At 40.5% G+C, this 17,089-nt stretch carries 13 protein-coding genes and 1 tRNA gene; 6 read left to right on the top strand and 8 right to left on the bottom strand.

Features of this window, described 5'->3' with window-relative positions; genetic code table 11:
• The first annotated feature begins 45 nt into the window (after nucleotides 1-45).
• Nucleotides 46-169 (top strand) — tRNA-Asp (locus QWY93_RS06340).
• 227 nt (nucleotides 170-396) lie between these two features.
• Here QWY93_RS06340 and QWY93_RS06335 read toward each other — a convergent pair.
• The 4 genes from QWY93_RS06335 to QWY93_RS06320 all read right to left on the bottom strand — a co-directional run bounded on the left by QWY93_RS06335 (nucleotide 397) and on the right by QWY93_RS06320 (nucleotide 3,837).
• Entirely contained in the window at nucleotides 397-879 is a 483-nt protein-coding gene (locus QWY93_RS06335; RefSeq protein ID WP_290247330.1) for a GAF domain-containing protein, read from the bottom strand.
• A 5-nt stretch (nucleotides 880-884) separates the two neighbouring features.
• Entirely contained in the window at nucleotides 885-1,931 is a 1,047-nt protein-coding gene (ribD, locus tag QWY93_RS06330; RefSeq protein WP_290247329.1) for a bifunctional diaminohydroxyphosphoribosylaminopyrimidine deaminase/5-amino-6-(5-phosphoribosylamino)uracil reductase RibD, read from the bottom strand.
• Between the two features lie 34 nt (nucleotides 1,932-1,965).
• Nucleotides 1,966-2,772: a DUF4382 domain-containing protein gene (locus tag QWY93_RS06325; RefSeq protein WP_290247328.1), complete on the bottom strand. Its 807-nt coding sequence runs from the start codon at nucleotides 2,770-2,772 to the stop codon at nucleotides 1,966-1,968.
• A gap of 192 nt (nucleotides 2,773-2,964) precedes the next feature.
• Entirely contained in the window at nucleotides 2,965-3,837 is an 873-nt protein-coding gene (locus tag QWY93_RS06320) for a DUF4382 domain-containing protein (RefSeq protein ID WP_290247327.1), read from the bottom strand.
• Between the two features lie 159 nt (nucleotides 3,838-3,996).
• Between QWY93_RS06320 and dgt the strand changes: the two genes are divergently transcribed.
• Entirely contained in the window at nucleotides 3,997-5,349 is a 1,353-nt protein-coding gene (gene dgt, locus QWY93_RS06315; RefSeq protein WP_290247326.1) for a dGTP triphosphohydrolase, read from the top strand.
• A 46-nt stretch (nucleotides 5,350-5,395) separates the two neighbouring features.
• On the opposite strand, the gene QWY93_RS06310 is transcribed toward dgt, so the two are convergent.
• Both QWY93_RS06310 and QWY93_RS06305 read right to left on the bottom strand, forming a co-directional pair.
• Nucleotides 5,396-7,228, bottom strand: a complete 1,833-nt coding sequence (locus QWY93_RS06310; RefSeq protein WP_290247325.1) for a family 43 glycosylhydrolase — start codon at nucleotides 7,226-7,228, stop codon at nucleotides 5,396-5,398.
• Nucleotides 7,229-7,241: 13 nt separating this feature from the next.
• Complete coding sequence (locus tag QWY93_RS06305; RefSeq protein WP_290247324.1) at nucleotides 7,242-8,408, bottom strand: glycoside hydrolase family 172 protein; 1,167 nt, start codon at nucleotides 8,406-8,408, stop codon at nucleotides 7,242-7,244.
• 127 nt (nucleotides 8,409-8,535) lie between these two features.
• Here QWY93_RS06305 and QWY93_RS06300 point away from each other — a divergent pair, with 127 nt between their 5' ends.
• From QWY93_RS06300 to QWY93_RS06290, 3 genes are all read left to right on the top strand, one after another.
• Entirely contained in the window at nucleotides 8,536-9,456 is a 921-nt protein-coding gene (locus tag QWY93_RS06300) for an IS1595 family transposase (protein ID WP_290247323.1), read from the top strand.
• A 726-nt stretch (nucleotides 9,457-10,182) separates the two neighbouring features.
• On the top strand, nucleotides 10,183-13,569 hold the full coding sequence (ileS, locus tag QWY93_RS06295; RefSeq protein WP_290247322.1) for an isoleucine--tRNA ligase: 3,387 nt from the start codon (nucleotides 10,183-10,185) through the stop codon (nucleotides 13,567-13,569).
• A 35-nt stretch (nucleotides 13,570-13,604) separates the two neighbouring features.
• Nucleotides 13,605-14,243, top strand: coding sequence for a lipoprotein signal peptidase (locus QWY93_RS06290; RefSeq protein ID WP_290247321.1), 639 nt, complete (start codon nucleotides 13,605-13,607; stop codon nucleotides 14,241-14,243).
• 103 nt (nucleotides 14,244-14,346) lie between these two features.
• Here QWY93_RS06290 and QWY93_RS06285 read toward each other — a convergent pair whose 3' ends face one another.
• On the bottom strand, nucleotides 14,347-14,658 hold the full coding sequence (locus QWY93_RS06285; protein ID WP_290247320.1) for a hypothetical protein: 312 nt from the start codon (nucleotides 14,656-14,658) through the stop codon (nucleotides 14,347-14,349).
• 386 nt (nucleotides 14,659-15,044) lie between these two features.
• On the opposite strand from QWY93_RS06285, the gene QWY93_RS06280 reads away from it, so the two are divergent.
• Entirely contained in the window at nucleotides 15,045-15,623 is a 579-nt protein-coding gene (locus QWY93_RS06280; protein WP_290247319.1) for a uracil-DNA glycosylase family protein, read from the top strand.
• Between the two features lie 356 nt (nucleotides 15,624-15,979).
• Here the strand turns inward: QWY93_RS06280 and QWY93_RS06275 are convergent, their stop codons facing one another.
• Nucleotides 15,980-16,900 carry an IS1595 family transposase gene (locus tag QWY93_RS06275; RefSeq protein ID WP_290246175.1) on the bottom strand — a complete coding sequence of 307 codons (921 nt, stop codon included), beginning with the start codon at nucleotides 16,898-16,900 and terminating at the stop codon, nucleotides 15,980-15,982.
• Nucleotides 16,901-17,089 lie beyond the last annotated feature (189 nt).

Here is a 17,089-nt window from a genome sequence, read left to right as displayed (position 1 = left end):
TTTGTAATATAAAGCAAAGCGAAAAGCGCTTAAAAGCTTTCATACTGTAGGGTGTTGAAACTGGCAGACATGCCTCTCTGTCTCAGAGGTGGGGATTCCGGGATAAAGCAAATATCGAGCTCGTGTTTTGCCTAACTGCCCCGTGGAGGTTCGAATCCTTCCCCTACAGCTGGTTATTTTGGGTTTATTGTTAATTGACTAAAGCTATGGGTTCTGTTCATGGCTTTTTTTGTGCCTTATATGTACCATATAGGGAGGATATTGGGGGCCTAGTGGATTCCCCTATTCCGTATTTGCGATACTAGAGTGTGGGAAGAGGCGACTTAATATTTTTGAACCTTTCATATACCGATTTGGTATTTTCCCTTTTAGGATATTTAAAAATTGACCCCAAGTCTATAATAAACCTCCAATTATTTTCATCACTTCTTCCAAGCAATCAGCATCTGTCTCATTAAAATAATTAAGCTGATCACTATCAATATCCAGGACAAGTGCAACTTTACTGTTTTTAAATCCGGGCAAGACAATTTCGGATTGGGATTCACTGCTGCAGGCAATATGGCCTGGAAAATCATGTACATTGGGGACTAATTGGGTTTTTGCTTCTTTCCAAGCTGTTCCGCAGACACCTTTCCCAAATGCAATGCGAGTACAAGCAATCGGTCCCTGAAAAGGTCCCAATACCAGTTGGTCATTTTTTACTAAATAGAAGCCTACCCAAAAAAAATCAAAGGTGGCCTTCAAAACTGCCGCAATATTGGCGAGGTTGGCAGTAAGATCATTCTCACCTTCTACTAATCCTTTGATTTGGGGTAGGATGGCTTCATATTTTTCTTTTTTTGAAGCGTTAAGTGGTACAAAAAGAGAATAAGACATGCTATTTAATATTTTACTGGGTCGGGAATTAGAGATTTGAATATTTCCAGCTGGTCACCCATGATATCGTAGGATTCACTGGGGCCGATAGATAGCTTGGGAGCGGGTATCCCGGTTTTGAAAGAGGCATTGCCTGTAAAAACACGTGCTTCATCCCAAAGACCACTCTGCATAAATTTTTTTAACAAATAAGCACCTCCTTCAACAATTACACTTTGGATTTTTCTTTGGTAGAGATCATGAAGGAGGTCGTGTATAGCAAAATCTGAATTCATTTTTATATAACTGAGATTTTCAGATTCTTCATTCTTAAAAAGGTTATAGCAAAGAGTGGGTTGGGACCGGTCAAAAAGGGCAAGTTCCCGGTCCAGGGTCAATTGTTGGTCAATGACTATTCTGGTTGGATTTTTACCCCTCCATTCTCTAGCATTGAGTTTTGGATTGTCATAGTGGGCAGTTTTGGTCCCTACCATTATGGCATCCTCCTCTGTTCTCCATTTGTGCACCAATTGCCTACTGTATTCATTGCTAATCCATTTGCTGTTATAATCGGACCTTGCAACAAAACCATCCTGAGTCTGGGCCCATTTTAAAATTATATAGGGCCTTTTTTGCTCAATCATGGTGAAAAATCGCTTGTTTTGAAGCCTGGCTTCTTTTTCCAATATGCCGGATTTAACCTCGATACCGACATCTTGGAGGATTTTGATTCCCTTTCCACCCACCAGGGGATTGGTATCAGTGGCTGCCATTACAACTTTATTTACATTTTTGTCAGCCAATAGTTGGGCACAAGGAGGGGTTATCCCAAAATGGGCACAGGGTTCCAAAGTCACATAAACCGTGGATTGGGGCAATAAATCTTGGTCTTCGACGGAATTTATGGCATTGGGCTCTGCATGGGGGCCACCATATTGCTGGTGGTAACCCTCTCCAATGATTCGATCATCATGAACAACCACACAGCCTACCATCGGATTGGGGCTTACATAACCTCTACCTAGATCTGCCAGTTCAAGGGCGCGATGCATGTATTTGATATCCTCTTCCATATAATATGGTTTTTGTTGGGATTAACCTTTAAGATTATTCGGCTTCCTCATCAGTAGGTTCTTCCAGGGTAATGGTTTCTATTTGGGTATTCATTCCCAGGGTAGTGGGAACATCCATCAATAGGGAATCCTGATAGGGGGGCCTTGGGGCGATATAAAGGTTGTAATTTCCTTCTTGTAATCCCCTGAAAAGATAATTTCCCTGATTATTTGTATAGGTAGAAACGGTGTCTGTGCCAATGATAGCATATAGAACGGGTTGAGCAGCAACCGGTGTAACCCTGCCGCTTATGGCAGCCATGTTATCCGAAGAGAAAAAAGAAATTTTGGGGTTTAGTGTAAAGCCTTCCCCTTCAGGAAGTGCTCGAATGGAGGCGTCCAAATCAAAATCAAGAAAAAGGTCATGAGAAATCCCTCCATCCAAAGAATAAGCTGCTTCAATGATGATTTCTTGAAGATTTGGATTCTCAGGATTAAGTTCAATATTTTTCCCATCCTTTACCAAAAAATGATTTTTACCAAATACCAATTTAATGGCAGCAATGGTGCCTGTGTCCAACTCCGTTCTTCCCATGATCAAAGCGGATCCAGCAATCAAATCACTTACATTAATTCGGTCCTGGGTGGGGATATACTCCAATGGGATCCAGTTTTCTGGCCCATTTTCATTTTCCATTAATACTTCGACCCCTTCTATGGCAATCCATGCTTCATCAAAATCACCCGGTGCATCCACCAGATAAATGTTTATCAGGGCTTTGCCCGAAACATCATCGTTTCCTATACAAGCAGTTAGGAAGCTGATAATAATTATGAAAAACAGGAAGTTAATTAGCCGCATGGTCCAATTTAAATTATTTGGAAATTTGAAGAATGACTTTAATTTATTTTTCAAAATTAACCATTTAAATCGATCAAAAGCCATTCAGTAAAGGCAAAGTCAGCCTACAATAAAAAAAGGGCCATTTTTGGCCCTTTATAGGTTGTTTGATAAGCCTACTATAAAAACTTATCAATTATCTGTTTTCACTTTTTATCCTTCAGTGGTGCCTTCTTCCTCTTCTGTTGTCTCCTCCTCAGTAGGCTCTTCCTCTACAGGAGCTTCTTCAAGTTGAACAGGGTCAAGAACAGTGATTTCACCTTCAATCGTTGGAACATTATAAAGCGTGTCGGCTAAATAAGTTGTGTCCATTGGGTCAAAAATGATGGTATATTCTCCACCCATCAATCCTCTTAGGGCAAAGGCACCGTTTTCATCAGTGAAAGTGGAAACGGTATCTTCATTGATAATTCCGTAAATGGTAGGTTCGGCTTCAACAGGCAAAACAATTCCTTCAATGGTTGCAGATTCTTCAGCTACCACTCTAAGAACAGGTTTTAAGATGTATTTGCCGGAATTTCCTGCCTTTACAATTGATTGCGCAGCATCAAAGTCAATTACCAAGTTATACTGAATACCAGCTAATAACTCTTCATGTACCTGAAGTTTAAGGCCACTTTGTTGAGCACTTGGGGTGGTAAGGTGGATTTCTTCACCATCCTTTACAAGGAAGTTGTCCTCACCAAGCAACAGTCTTATTTGGGTAATTTCTCCAGCAGGGATTTCTTTGGACCCAATGAAAGCAGAATTTCCTCCTACCAGGGAAAGCAGATTGACATGGTCATCCTCTGCTTCATTTCCAATTGAAATCCAGGCAGACTCATTTTCTTCATTGTCATCTCCTGTAAGGACTTCCACACCCAATACTTCGATCCAAACCTCATCGTAATCAGCTGGTGCATCTACCATGGAAACATTTAGGGTAGCGTTTCCATTCATTTGATCTTCAGTTTCGGGATTACAGGAAGCTGCGATAATCAAGCCTCCCAATCCTAATATCCAGTTTCTTAGCAGGTTAGTTTTCATAAAAGATTTTAGTTGGTTATACAAGAGTTAATTAATACAATTAACATGCCAATGATTACATTTTTCCTCGAAAGATTCAGAAATTGCCCACTTCCGTATAAGGTAAAGATTTTATCCTCAATATACCAACAGATTAAGTGGGGTTGATTAATTTTGGGCATGATGAATTGGGAACAACTACTGAGCTCGGACCGATTTGACCTGGTAGCCAAAAAAAAATTGGATGACAGGTCAGATTCATCCCGTAGTGAATTTGAAAGGGATTATGACCGGATTATTTTTTCCGCTCCCTTTCGGAATTTACAGGACAAAACCCAGGTATTTCCCTTACCGGAAAATGATTTTGTACATACCAGACTGACCCACAGTTTAGAAGTTTCCAGTGTGGGGAGGTCTTTAGGGAAATCTGCCGGGGAGTTTTTATTAAGAAAATATCCGGAACTTAGAAAAAAAGGGATTACCAATGGGGACATTGGGGCCATAGTAGCTGCTGCGGCCTTGACCCATGATATAGGGAACCCTCCATTTGGTCATGCTGGAGAAGAGGCCATTTCTGATTTTTTTAAATTCCATTCCCATGGGAAATTGTGGAAGAGGCATCTGCAAGAGGAAGAATGGGCCGATATGGTCAATTTTGAAGGTAATGCACAAGGATTCCGTATGTTGGTGGAAAAGGACAATGGCCTACAGATTTCACATGCGACTTTGGCCTCTTTTACCAAATACCCCAGGCCTTCTTACCTGAATGGGAAAAATTCCAAAAGAAAGAGCCACAAGAAATATGGATTCTTTGCAGACCAATTGGGCCATTATAAAAAGTTGTCCAATGTTTTGGGAATTCAAGCAGCAGGGGAAAATTGTTGGTTAAGGCATCCATTGGCTTTTTTGGTGGAGGCTGCAGATGATATTTGTTACAGCATTATTGATTTGGAAGATGGCTGTACTTTAGGCTTGGTGCAATTGGAGGAAACTATCGACCTTTTGTCCCAAATCCTTGGGGACCGTTTCAAAGAAGAAAAACTCAATGCTATTCCGAGCAGGGCCAAGAAGCTGGCGGTGTTAAGGGCAATGGCCATCAACCAGTTGATCAGGGAATCTGTGGCTGCATTTGAAGAACAGGAAGCTTGTATGCTTTCCGGGGATTTTGATCAAGCCCTTACAGAAATTATTCCCTCTGCTCTCGTATTAAAAAAAATCAGCAATCTTTCTGTCAAGAAAATATATCAATCCAGGCCAGTGCTGGAAAAGGAAGCGGCAGGATATCAGGTTTTGGAAGGCTTACTGGAGGTTTTTTCAAAAGCGCTTTATTGTAAATATTATTCCCCTAATTCATTTTCAGGGAAAGATAAAAGCATTCTCCGATTACTTCCTGAGGAATTCCAAATAGACAAAGAGGCATTTATCCCGTATACTTTATTGCGGAATTTGATTGATTTCATTTCCGGAATGACGGATAAATATGCGCTTTCACTATATCGGAAAGTGAAGGGAATTTCCTTGCCAGGGACTTGAGAGAGAAATGTTTTAAGGTGATAAAAAACCCAGTTTGGTGTTTTTATTACTTCGTGTACAATACCTCACTCCTTTCTGAAATCCCATTTTCATTAAAGGCTTCCACCTGATAATAATATTCTTGGTCAGTATTGAGTGCCCTTAATTCGTAATTGGGTTCATCATACATCAGGGCGGACAAGTTCAACTTGTCTTCTGCAATTCCCCAATAAATAACATATCCAGTTGCTCCTTCCACAGGGTCCCAGTAAAGGTTGGTGTTTCTGCGGTCACTTTGCCTTTCCGCCTTAAAGTTGGCTGGGGTTGCCGGGGGTGCTTCTTGGCCTTTGCCAAATACCCTTAATTCTGAAATGGCCAGGTAATTATTTGTGCAATATTTATGATCATATCTTACATAGCGGGCTTCAATTGGGTTTTCAAGTTCGATATAGGCATGGGGAATGTCCTTTTGATTATTGGAATAGTCAACCGCAGTTTCCCAATTTTCCCCATCCAATGAGGTTAAGATTTCAAATTGATGTTTTAAGGTGTCCGGCCGGCCAAAAATCTTGCTGTTGAAATCCTGGAAGTTGATCTGAAGCGCCTTGATGTCCATAGGTTTTTTCAAGTCCATTTCCACATAAATGGAATCATGATTGGCTTCCGAAACCCAATAGGAACGGATTTCCTCATCATTGACCTGGGAAATATCAAACTCCCTGATTTGTTCCTGCATATAACCTTTTTCGCTTTCATCCACCACATTGATGTCTGCATCCACCAAGCTGGAATTGGTACTCACTGGTTTGTTGTAGGAAAGCAGCATCCATCCGGTAAAGCGGTTTTTATGATTTTCAACCTCGGTATCTGGCAAAAAATGTGGATAATCCCCATAGGCTGTGTTGACGTACATTTGCCCATCATCCTCAAATCCTGCGGGGTACATGCCTATCCTTCTTTCAAATTTGTAATTAACCGAAATGGCCATTGTAGCATAATGCCAAAGGTTGCCATTATTGTCCTTTACCGTACTTCCATGTCCGGATCCTTTTAGAAAGCCGCCAGGTTTATAGGAGATGGGATTGTAAGGGGCATAAGTAAATGGACCCAATGGGCTGTCACTGGTATACACTCCATCCGCATAGACATTCCATTGGGTGCCTGGAGCCCCATATTCCAGATAATAGGTGCCATTATGTTTGACCATCCAGGGACCTTCTATAAAAGGATCCAATTCCGATCTGTGATCCTGGCCAAAGCGTTCCCAGCCGTGTTTTTCGGGTTCCAGGTTAAAAAGGTCTTTTTGTTCTCCCTTGGGAACATAAAAATTGTCGGGATCCAGTTCTACACCACGGATGGGCCACTTGTTGGAAGATTCTTCATAGAGGTACACTCTCCCATCATCATCCACAAAAAGACAGGGATCCTGTACACCGCCGGGCATATTGATCACGGCAAAATTTGTTTTCCAATCACCAAGTTCAGGGTTGTCAGTTTCAATGACAGCTCCACGGCCTGAAGGGTCTCCCAAGACAATGATTTTATCTTCCTTAACTGCTGCTGCCGGGGCATTGCTGCCATTAAAGTACCAACTTTGGGGCCGGATAAATTCCCAATTGCTCATGTCATCCGAAGTCCAATAGCCATGGGAACGGGTGACAAATAAGTAATATTTCCCTTTAAAATTGACAACTGCTGGATCTGCACCTGATCTGTAGGAGACATTATTTTTAGCCCGGTAATGGGACATGTAAGAATAATCGATGTTGATGGGATTGCAATAAGTGGAAAAATCCCTTTTGGCTTCTTTTTTTGGTCTGTTATCATTCTCTTCAAGAGTAGGCTGAGAACAGGTATAAAGAATATGACTTATAATAAGAATGGCGAAAAGTTTTTTCATGGGTTAATTGGGTTTATTCCAATCCTTGGATTCTCTTTTCTACTGGGGCCAATTTTGGGAGTTGATTGATGGTTTTTTCCAGATAAAAGTAAGCCGTAGAAGACCAATCATCTTGACGGTAAAAATTGGTCCATACATTTGGAAAATCAGGATCCTGGATATCCATTGGGGGGTCAATCTCCAACAATTTTATAAATTCTGGTGCATTGTCTGCAGTAACAGGCAATAGGTCTGCCCCATTTTTCAATAGCTCTAATACTTTTTCTTTGGGGCCTCCTCCAAGCCGTTGAATGGTCACTTTGATATCCTCATAAAAGTAAACTGGGTCGGGAATATGGAAACGGTAAAATGCATAATGGCCCTTTTTCTGATCTACCAAAGGAGAACCTTGATATTGGTGGGCAAAACTGCCTTGCCCCCAGGCTGTCCCGATATAATCTTCGGTTCCGGTACCCACTAGGGTAGGGAATTTTCCATCTCCATCCAGGTAAATTTTTACCTCACCTTCTCCCCACCAAGTGTCCAGGTATTCCGGATCAGTCATTACACCCATATTGGAACCTAGAAATCGGCCCTTTCCTTCCACTGTAGGGAGAATCTCATAATCCTGACCCAAGGGGGCTTGGGTAAAGCGGTTCCAATAGGTATGAAAATAAAGTATATCTTCTTGGGCCGTTTCCCATTTCAAAAGGTTCACATCAAAAAACAGTCGCATCAAATCTTTTGATGATTCATTGGTCAGGGTGATGCGAGCACCAGTTTTAAAGGGCATAGGAATCAGACAATTGAAGGATTTTCCTTCTGGGTTAGAAAATAAAGCATTTTCAAAGGGAACTAATTGACCGAGACCAATCCCAAAAAAATCGCCTAAAGGAGCAGATACTGCAGGTTTTTCAGCTCTATCCCAATACATATCAATACGGATAGAGCGCAACATTTCCGGACTCCGGTCGCCGATGGTCAACCAAATCCTTTTGATAATTCCTGGCCCTTCAAAATTCAAAAGGGTTTTGGTTTCTCCGGCAAGGAGTTGGTCAAAGGCATGGCCTTTGGCACCTTGGTTTTCCATTCCTCCTGCTCCTTTTTCCCCTGTTATATTTTCAAAGCTGGTCCAGCGGGTTCTTTGCCCTTCAGGAGCCTTATATAATTCCTGGGCTTGAACAGCTATGGGAAAAAACATTAATAAAATAATATGTATATCCGCAATGACACCAGTAGCCAAATAAATTAAAAGTGACAGTTAGTGTCAATAGCTTTAGTTAAGTTATTACTCTGTATAAATTGGGTCAAAATAAACGGTTTTGACCATGAATATAATCAACTTCATTAATCGGTTTCCTGACGAGTCTTCCTGTATTAAGTTCCTTAGAGAACAAAGGACAAAATCGGGCATCATTTGCAAACGGTGCAGCTGTAACCGTCATTATTGGCTTGAAAACAAGAAGTCCTTTCAATGTGCTTCATGTGGGTTCAGGACCAGCATCAAGAGTGGTACTGTTATGGAAAACAGCAACCTTCCAATTAGGACCTGGCTGCTGGCCATGACCTTCATAACCGCCACTAAGAAGAGCTTCAGTGCCTCAGAGCTACAAAGGCAGCTTGGGATGAAGCGGTATGAACCTGTTTTCAGGATGTACCATAAACTCAGGAAGGTCATGGGACAACGCGATGATATCTATAGGCTTGAGGATATGGTAGAATATGATGAGGCCTTTGTAGGAAAAGCCACCAAAGCCAAATCCCAAAACAAGCTCAAAAGAGGCAGGGGCAGTCAAAAACAGTCCATTGTAGCGGTAATGGCCGAATCGACAGTTTTAGAAAACCCTGAATCCGGAAAGCTTGAAAAGAGCTGTAGATATTTTAAAATGAAGAAGATAAAGAACTTAGAGGCAAAAACAGCCCAAGGTCTGGTCAAAGAATTCATTGATCAGGACTCAGTGCTTCAAACAGATAAGAGTACCACCTTCTCAGATCTGGGTGACTGTATTGAGGTTCATGTCAGAGAGGTCTCTGGAACTGATAAAGGCCATTTTAACCTCAAATGGGTTCATATAGCCATAAGTAATTTAAAGAAACAGCTGCAGACATACCATATGATAAGTGAAAGGATGATGCAAAACTATCTTGATGAGTTTAGTTATAAGCTCAACAGAAAATATTTCGGTCAAAAACTTTTTGACCGGCTCATTATTGCTTCCATTTATCCTTACTGGCATGATTGCGGATAATCATATAAAATAATGTAATGTAGGTTTTGGGTTAATTGTGGTTTGATTTTCATTTTGGTTAATTTTACATCTTTTTCCAGCTAATGGAGCATATGGTTCAAGTGTAAGTTAGAGTTTGGATGTCTAATACTTTCCAAAGGCTTTACAATATTCAAAGTAGGGGAAGCCAGGATTTTTGGCATTAAAAAGGCCCGAATTCCACTGGATTTTGCCAATTTAAATACCTTCCAAATGCTTCAATTATAACGTTATGGTATCAAATTTAAATGGGGGAGGAATGTTTTGTCTATGATTGGAGTGGTCTATTGTCACTTATCAATACTAAAAAAGAAGAAAGATGGGAATAAAAGATTTTAGACAAATGCTTCTTCTTATGTTAACCAAAACAGGTAATATTGGGCAAATAGAGGGTTCTGGTTAAATTAGGAATAATGATTGCTAAATTTTTTATTGCTGTTGCCTTTTCACTTCATCATATTTTATACCTGGTGCCTTGCACCATCAATCCTATTTAAGATTTTAAAAACAGATTTTAATCAACTTCCCCTATGAGAAAACAGGTTATTATCTCACAGTTGTGAGTTTTTCCTTTTTCTCCATACAGAAACACTAGTTTTATATTAACTTTGTGCCTGCTTTTGAAAGGATTACAGTGGTGCGGATATTTAGTCCAGCCAAAATTCCTTAACCCATTCAATTAGAGTAAGAAGAAATAAAAGAGCGATTGTGAAAAAATATCAGGAGTTCAAACAAGTCGATTATCCAGGAATTGGTGAAAGCGTACTTAGTTATTGGCAGGAAAATAAGATTTTTGAAAAATCTGTCCAAAACAGAGAAGGCGCTGAAACTTTTACTTTCTTTGAAGGACCTCCTTCCGCCAATGGTACCCCTGGCATCCATCACGTGATGGCCAGAACCCTAAAGGATATTTTTTGTAGATACAAAACCCTAAAAGGTTTCCAGGTTAAACGTAAAGGCGGCTGGGATACCCACGGTCTTCCTGTGGAATTGCAGGTGGAAAAGGAATTGGGCATTACCAAAGAGGATATCGGAAAGAAAATCTCCGTTGAGGATTATAATAAAAAATGCCGGGAAACCGTGATGCGGTATAAGGATGAATGGGATGACCTGACCGAAAAAATTGGTTATTGGGTGGACCTGGATGATCCCTATATCACTTTTGACTCTAAATATATTGAAACACTTTGGCATTTATTAAAGCGCCTTTTTGACAAGGACCTGCTTTATAAAGGCTACACCATTCAGCCATATTCTCCAGCCGCAGGTACTGGGCTGAGTTCCCACGAACTTAACCAACCTGGGTGTTACCGTGATGTCAAGGATACTTCAATTACCGCCCAGTTTAAGGTAAAAGGCAAAGAAGATGAGTACATTATTGCCTGGACCACCACTCCTTGGACTTTGCCTTCCAACTCCGCCATGGCTATTGGGGAAAAGCTGGATTATGTAAAAGTGAAAACCTTTAATCCCTACACTTTCCAACCTCAAACTGTAATCCTGGCCAAAACCAGAATGGGTGCTTATTTTAATAAAAAGGCCGAGGACCTGAAGGTGGAAGATTATAAGCCAGGCGACAAGCTGATTCCATATGAAATAGTGGAGGAATTTAAAGGCAAATCGCTGATAGGTCTAGAGTATGAACCATTGTTTCCTATCGAAGGCATCGCTTTACCTCATCCTGCCTATACCATTATCCCAGGGGATTATGTAACCACGGAGGATGGTACCGGAATTGTTCACCTGGCCAAAGCTTTTGGTGCGGACGATTACAGAAACCTGGAGCAGAACAAGATTCCTGGGGTTTTTGTAAAAGATGATCAGGGTAATGACATTCCTGTGGTGGACAAAAAAGGAAGATTCCTCCCAGTTATTGGCGAGTACCTAAAAGCCAAAATGGAGGAACATGAAATCACTGCCCATAAAGAATATGGGGTGGATGATTTCTATGTAAAGAATTACTTGAAGGAAGATGAAAATGCACCCGAATACAAAAACACCGATGTGATCATTTCCATCATCCTGAAAAATGAAAATAAAGCATTTAAAGTAGAAAAATACGAGCACAGTTATCCACATTGCTGGAGAACAGACATGCCTGTGCTTTACTATCCTTTGGAAAGCTGGTTTGTGAAAACCACCGCTTGTAAGGACCGCTTGGTGGAATTGAACAAAACCATCAACTGGAAGCCGGAAGCCACGGGTACCGGCCGTTTTGGAAATTGGTTAGAGAATTTGGTGGACTGGAACCTAAGCCGCTCAAGATTTTGGGGAACGCCATTGCCGGTTTGGAGAAATGAAGATGCTACTGAAACTAAGTGCATAGGCTCCATTGCTGAACTTGAAGAGGAAATCCAAAAATCTATTGATAAAGGCTTGATGACAGCATCTCCATTTAAGGATGGGGAGGTGGATCTTCACCGTCCTTATGTGGATGATGTGGTTTTGGCCGATAGTAATGGCGAAAAAATGTTCCGAGAGCCGGATTTGATCGATGTGTGGTTTGATTCCGGGGCCATGCCATATGCCCAGTGGCATTATCCATTTGAAAATGAAGATATTTTCAAAGCCAATTATCCGGCAGATTATATTGCTGAAGGCGTAGACCAAACCCGTGGATGGTTTTTTACCTTGCATGCCATTGCCGGGATTTTGTTTGATAGCGTAGCTTTCAAAAATGTAATTGCCAATGGTCTTGTTTTGGATAAAAATGGTAACAAAATGTCCAAACGTTTGGGCAATGCTATTGATCCATTCAAAACCTTAAAACAATATGGACCAGATGCCTTGCGTTGGTACATGCTTAGTAATGCCAATCCTTGGGACAATCTGAAATTCAACTTGGAAGGCGTAGCAGAAGTGCAAAGAAGATTCTTTGGCACCCTGCAAAACACTTATAATTTCTTTGCATTATACGCCAACTTGGATGCCTTTACCTATGAGGAAGAAAAATCAGTTCCTGTTGGCCAAAGGCCTGAGTTGGACCGATGGATCATTTCCAAACTCCAATCCCTGATTACTGAGGTGGAAAAGGCCATGGACAATTATGATGCTACCTATGCCACCAGGGCCATCATGAACTTTACTACTGATCAATTGTCCAACTGGTATGTCCGTTTGGCAAGGAAAAGATTCTGGAGAGGAGAATTGAATGAGGATAAAAAGGCTGCCTATGAAACGCTTTATGATTGTTTGACCACCATTTGTCAGTTAATGTCATCCTTTGCACCTTTCTATGCAGATTGGATGTTTAAGAATTTGACCGAAGGTGCCAAAAGTGCTGGCCAGCAAATTCCTGATTCCGTGCATTTGACAGACTGGAAAGCAGCCAATCAGGACTGGATCAATGAAGATTTGGAAGCCAGTATGCAGATGGCCCAGGATATTTCTTCTCTTGTCCATTCTTTAAGGAAAAAGGAGAAGTTGAAAGTTCGCCAGCCTTTGCAGAAGATTCTGATTCCTATTTTAAATGAAAAAACCAGGGAGCAGATCAAGCATGTGGAGGAATTGATCAAGTCTGAAGTCAATATAAAGGAAATCCAATATATCGATGATACATCCGGAATTTTAGTTAAAAATGCCAAACCTAACTTCCCATTATTAGGAAAGCGTTTTGGTCCTAAGATGAAAGTGGTTGCCGGCGTGATCAATAAATGGGGCCAGGAGGAAATTTCTTCCATTGAAAAAAATGGATCTGCCCAAATTGACGTTGACGGAGAAATGGCGGAAATCACTCTTGAGGAGGTATTGATTACTTCTCAGGATATTCCTGGTTGGTCTGTGGCCAGTGATCAGGGCATTACCGTAGCCTTGGATGTGACCCTTTCTGATGAATTGAAGCAAGAAGGTATCGCCAGGGATTTGGTAAACCGTATCCAAAATCTCAGAAAGGATATGGGGCTGGAAGTACAGGACAAGATCACCATTAAAGTGGCCCGTTTAAATGATGACGTGGACCGGGCATTATTGAATTTTGCCGATTATATCCAAGAGGAAACCCAAGCCCTTTCATTGTCTGTGAATGGCGATGTGAGTGAGGGAACAGTTTTGGACATGGATGAGTTTGAATTGAAGGTGAAAGTGGAAAAGGTATAATTCCTTATCCAAGGCTTTCAAATAAATAAAGGAAGATGAAGTATTTAAAATATTTTGGTATTGCCCTTTTGGTCATTGCCATTGACCAGGCAGTAAAAATGCTCGTCCATTTCCAAATGGATTTTGGCACACCCGGGCAGATCAAAATCTTAGGAGATTGGTTTAAACTCCATTATACAACCAATCCCGGAATGGCCTTCGGCATGCAGCTAGGTTCTGAATATGGTAAGTTAATTTTGACCACCTTTCGGTTGATAGCCATGGTGGGAATTGGTTACTACCTTTATCACCTTGTCCAAAAGAAAGTGCATCCAGGATATATTACCTGCATTGCTATGATATTGGGAGGAGCCATTGGGAACCTTATTGACAGTGTTTTCTATGGGGTTTGGTTAAATAATGCACCCTATGATGCCAATACGCCATGGTTCCATGGGCAAGTTGTTGATATGTTTTATGTAGATATCTGGGAGGGTTTTATTCCGGAATGGGTACCATTATTTGGAGGAAGTTACACCGCCCTTTGGCCAATTTTCAATATAGCTGACGCCTCAATTTTTATTGGGGTTTTGGTTATCCTATTGTTCCAGAAAAAATTCTTTACAGACCAAAAAAAAGAAGAGAAGGAACCTGAAGAGGATGAAATACAAAGACAATTTATAGAGGAGAAATAAATGTTTTCAATCCGGAATCCCGAATAACCAGTAGTCATTTATCTAATAACAAAAAAAGCAAGCGCCGCGGCGCTTGCTTTTTATTAAGGAGAAGAGGAATAAATTATTCTTCTGAGATTTCCTTGCCTTCAGCATCATACTTTTTGGTCAAGGCATCTTCTTCCATACCGAAAACCACTTCATAGGAAAGAGTGCCTTCGGCATCTGTTATTTGATAAGCTTTAGAGATGGCCAAAGCTTTTGTTTCTTCACTTCCAAGGATGGTGTCTTTTACCGCTTGTGGAAGGTTTTCAGCTTCAATTTCTACTTTGTCTTCTACAGTTTGGATAACTGCAACATTTGAAAATACTGGAGCCGCTTGAACTCCTGCGAAAGTGAATGCTCCCAAAGCGAATACTAATGCTAACTTTTTCATAATGGTTAAATTTAAATTGGTTTTAGTTTTCAAGTTTGTTTTTAATGCGGATCAGTTTCCGTCATTTGTTTAGCATTATTTCATCAACCGTGCCAAGTGCCAAAAGTGGCTATAATGCCCGTTTTGAAGGATGGCCCTTTTATTTTTTGTTGTTATTTGGAAACAATCTGTGGAATCATTGGGTCTTTTTTGTTTCAATATGGCAATTCTGTTAATAAATGTTAATAATACAATTTTTCCGGGCTGTAAAAATTCTACCAGGATACCCTGGGTTATTTTATTTAAATCCTTAACAGTCTTCCTTCGATTTTATTAGCTAAATAGGATGCCTAAATATCAAATCTCAAAATACCATATACCCTTATTTCACCTTATCTTTAAAACAAATGGAAAAGCTATTATCAGAGATAAAAAAGTGCACCGTTTGTGAACTGGAGCTGCCTTTGGGAGCTAATCCCATTGTCACGGGAAGTACAGAAAGTAAAATAGTGGTGGTTGGGCAGGCACCTGGCAAAATTGTCCATCACACGGGAATCCCCTGGAATGATAAAAGCGGTGATAATCTGAGAAATTGGATGGGACTTAGAAGGGAGGAATTTTATGACCCATCATTATTGGCATTGGTGCCCATGGGTTTTTGTTTTCCGGGAAAGGGGAATTCCGGGGATTTACCACCTAGACCGGAATGTGCTCCCTTATGGCATGGGCAGTTATTTGCCCAATTGAAGAAAGTAGAGCTGGTATTATTGGTAGGAAATTATGCCCAAAAGTTTTATCTGGGGAAATCCAGGAAGGAAAATCTTACTGAAACGGTCCATCATTTTGAAAGTTACTTGCCCAAATTCTTTCCCTTGCCCCATCCCTCTCCACGAAATAACATCTGGCAATCCAAACACCCCTGGTTCAAAGAAACTGTTCTCCCCAGATTGAAAGTAATGGTAAAAGAAGCTCTAAAATCATCTTAAATAATAGTCTAGCCTTTCAATTTTGTGAGTATTCGAAAAAATTTATGCAGTTTGGGAAAACCAGGATCAAAAACGGGAAACCTGGATTCGGCCCTTGGAGCATTCGGTTTTGGAACAGTTGTGAAAGGCGTTAAGAAAATGAGTTAGCTCGCGTTGTGGAACAGCGAGATCCACTCATTTTTAGTCTGGAACAAATGGTCCAAAATCAAATTGAATAAAAAAGCCCTTATCGGAAACGAAATCGGTTCAATTTGAAGAATGCTCCACAGGCCTAGATTTTTTGCCTACTTTTTCATCAATGGAAAAAGTAGGCAATTTTTAATTAAGTATAAATCATAGTATATTTTCTTATATGATTATCCGCAATCATGCCAGTAAGGATAAATGGAAGCAATAATGAGCCGGTCAAAAAGTTTTTGACCGAAATATTTTCTGTTGAGCTTATAACTAAACTCATCAAGATAGTTTTGCATCATCCTTTCACTTATCATATGGTATGTCTGCAGCTGTTTCTTTAAATTACTTATGGCTATATGAACCCATTTGAGGTTAAAATGGCCTTTATCAGTTCCAGAGACCTCTCTGACATGAACCTCAATACAGTCACCCAGATCTGAGAAGGTGGTACTCTTATCTGTTTGAAGCACTGAGTCCTGATCAATGAATTCTTTGACCAGACCTTGGGCTGTTTTTGCCTCTAAGTTCTTTATCTTCTTCATTTTAAAATATCTACAGCTCTTTTCAAGCTTTCCGGATTCAGGGTTTTCTAAAACTGTCGATTCGGCCATTACCGCTACAATGGACTGTTTTTGACTGCCCCTGCCTCTTTTGAGCTTGTTTTGGGATTTGGCTTTGGTGGCTTTTCCTACAAAGGCCTCATCATATTCTACCATATCCTCAAGCCTATAGATATCATCGCGTTGTCCCATGACCTTCCTGAGTTTATGGTACATCCTGAAAACAGGTTCATACCGCTTCATCCCAAGCTGCCTTTGTAGCTCTGAGGCACTGAAGCTCTTCTTAGTGGCGGTTATGAAGGTCATGGCCAGCAGCCAGGTCCTAATTGGAAGGTTGCTGTTTTCCATAACAGTACCACTCTTGATGCTGGTCCTGAACCCACATGAAGCACATTGAAAGGACTTCTTGTTTTCAAGCCAATAATGACGGTTACAGCTGCACCGTTTGCAAATGATGCCCGATTTTGTCCTTTGTTCTCTAATGAACTTAATACAGGAAGACTCGTCAGGAAACCGATTAATGAAGTTGATTATATTCATGGTCAAAACCGTTTATTTTGACCCAATTTATACAGAGTAATAACTTAACTAAAGCTATTGACACTAACTGTCACTTTTAATTTATTTGGCTACTGGTGTCATTGCGGATATACATATTTTCTTATATGTGGTTTTAAATATTTACTAAATCAAAATACTAACTTTAAAATCTTCCAATCCTTTCCATTT

It is taken from the genome of Echinicola jeungdonensis (genome assembly GCF_030409905.1).
GTDB classification, from domain to species: Bacteria; Bacteroidota; Bacteroidia; order Cytophagales; family Cyclobacteriaceae; genus Echinicola; species Echinicola jeungdonensis.
The sequence above is the reverse complement of the archived record's forward strand: the minus strand, read 5'-3'. Positions and strand labels throughout refer to the sequence as shown.

Excerpts from the sequence above, each read along its gene's own strand:
- QWY93_RS06290 (WP_290247321.1), top strand. The coding sequence starts at position 13,605 with ATGAAGTATTTAAAATATTTTGGTATTGCCCTTTTGGTCATTGCCATT.
- QWY93_RS06335 (WP_290247330.1), bottom strand. The coding sequence starts at position 879 with ATGTCTTATTCTCTTTTTGTACCACTTAACGCTTCAAAAAAAGAAAAA.
- QWY93_RS06280 (WP_290247319.1), top strand. The coding sequence starts at position 15,045 with ATGGAAAAGCTATTATCAGAGATAAAAAAGTGCACCGTTTGTGAACTG.
- QWY93_RS06300 (WP_290247323.1), top strand. The coding sequence starts at position 8,536 with ATGAATATAATCAACTTCATTAATCGGTTTCCTGACGAGTCTTCCTGT.
- QWY93_RS06305 (WP_290247324.1), bottom strand. The coding sequence starts at position 8,408 with ATGTTTTTTCCCATAGCTGTTCAAGCCCAGGAATTATATAAGGCTCCT.
- QWY93_RS06310 (WP_290247325.1), bottom strand. The coding sequence starts at position 7,228 with ATGAAAAAACTTTTCGCCATTCTTATTATAAGTCATATTCTTTATACC.
- QWY93_RS06285 (WP_290247320.1), bottom strand. The coding sequence starts at position 14,658 with ATGAAAAAGTTAGCATTAGTATTCGCTTTGGGAGCATTCACTTTCGCA.
- QWY93_RS06325 (WP_290247328.1), bottom strand. The coding sequence starts at position 2,772 with ATGCGGCTAATTAACTTCCTGTTTTTCATAATTATTATCAGCTTCCTA.
- dgt (WP_290247326.1), top strand. The coding sequence starts at position 3,997 with ATGATGAATTGGGAACAACTACTGAGCTCGGACCGATTTGACCTGGTA.
- QWY93_RS06275 (WP_290246175.1), bottom strand. The coding sequence starts at position 16,900 with ATGAATATAATCAACTTCATTAATCGGTTTCCTGACGAGTCTTCCTGT.
- QWY93_RS06320 (WP_290247327.1), bottom strand. The coding sequence starts at position 3,837 with ATGAAAACTAACCTGCTAAGAAACTGGATATTAGGATTGGGAGGCTTG.
- ribD (WP_290247329.1), bottom strand. The coding sequence starts at position 1,931 with ATGGAAGAGGATATCAAATACATGCATCGCGCCCTTGAACTGGCAGAT.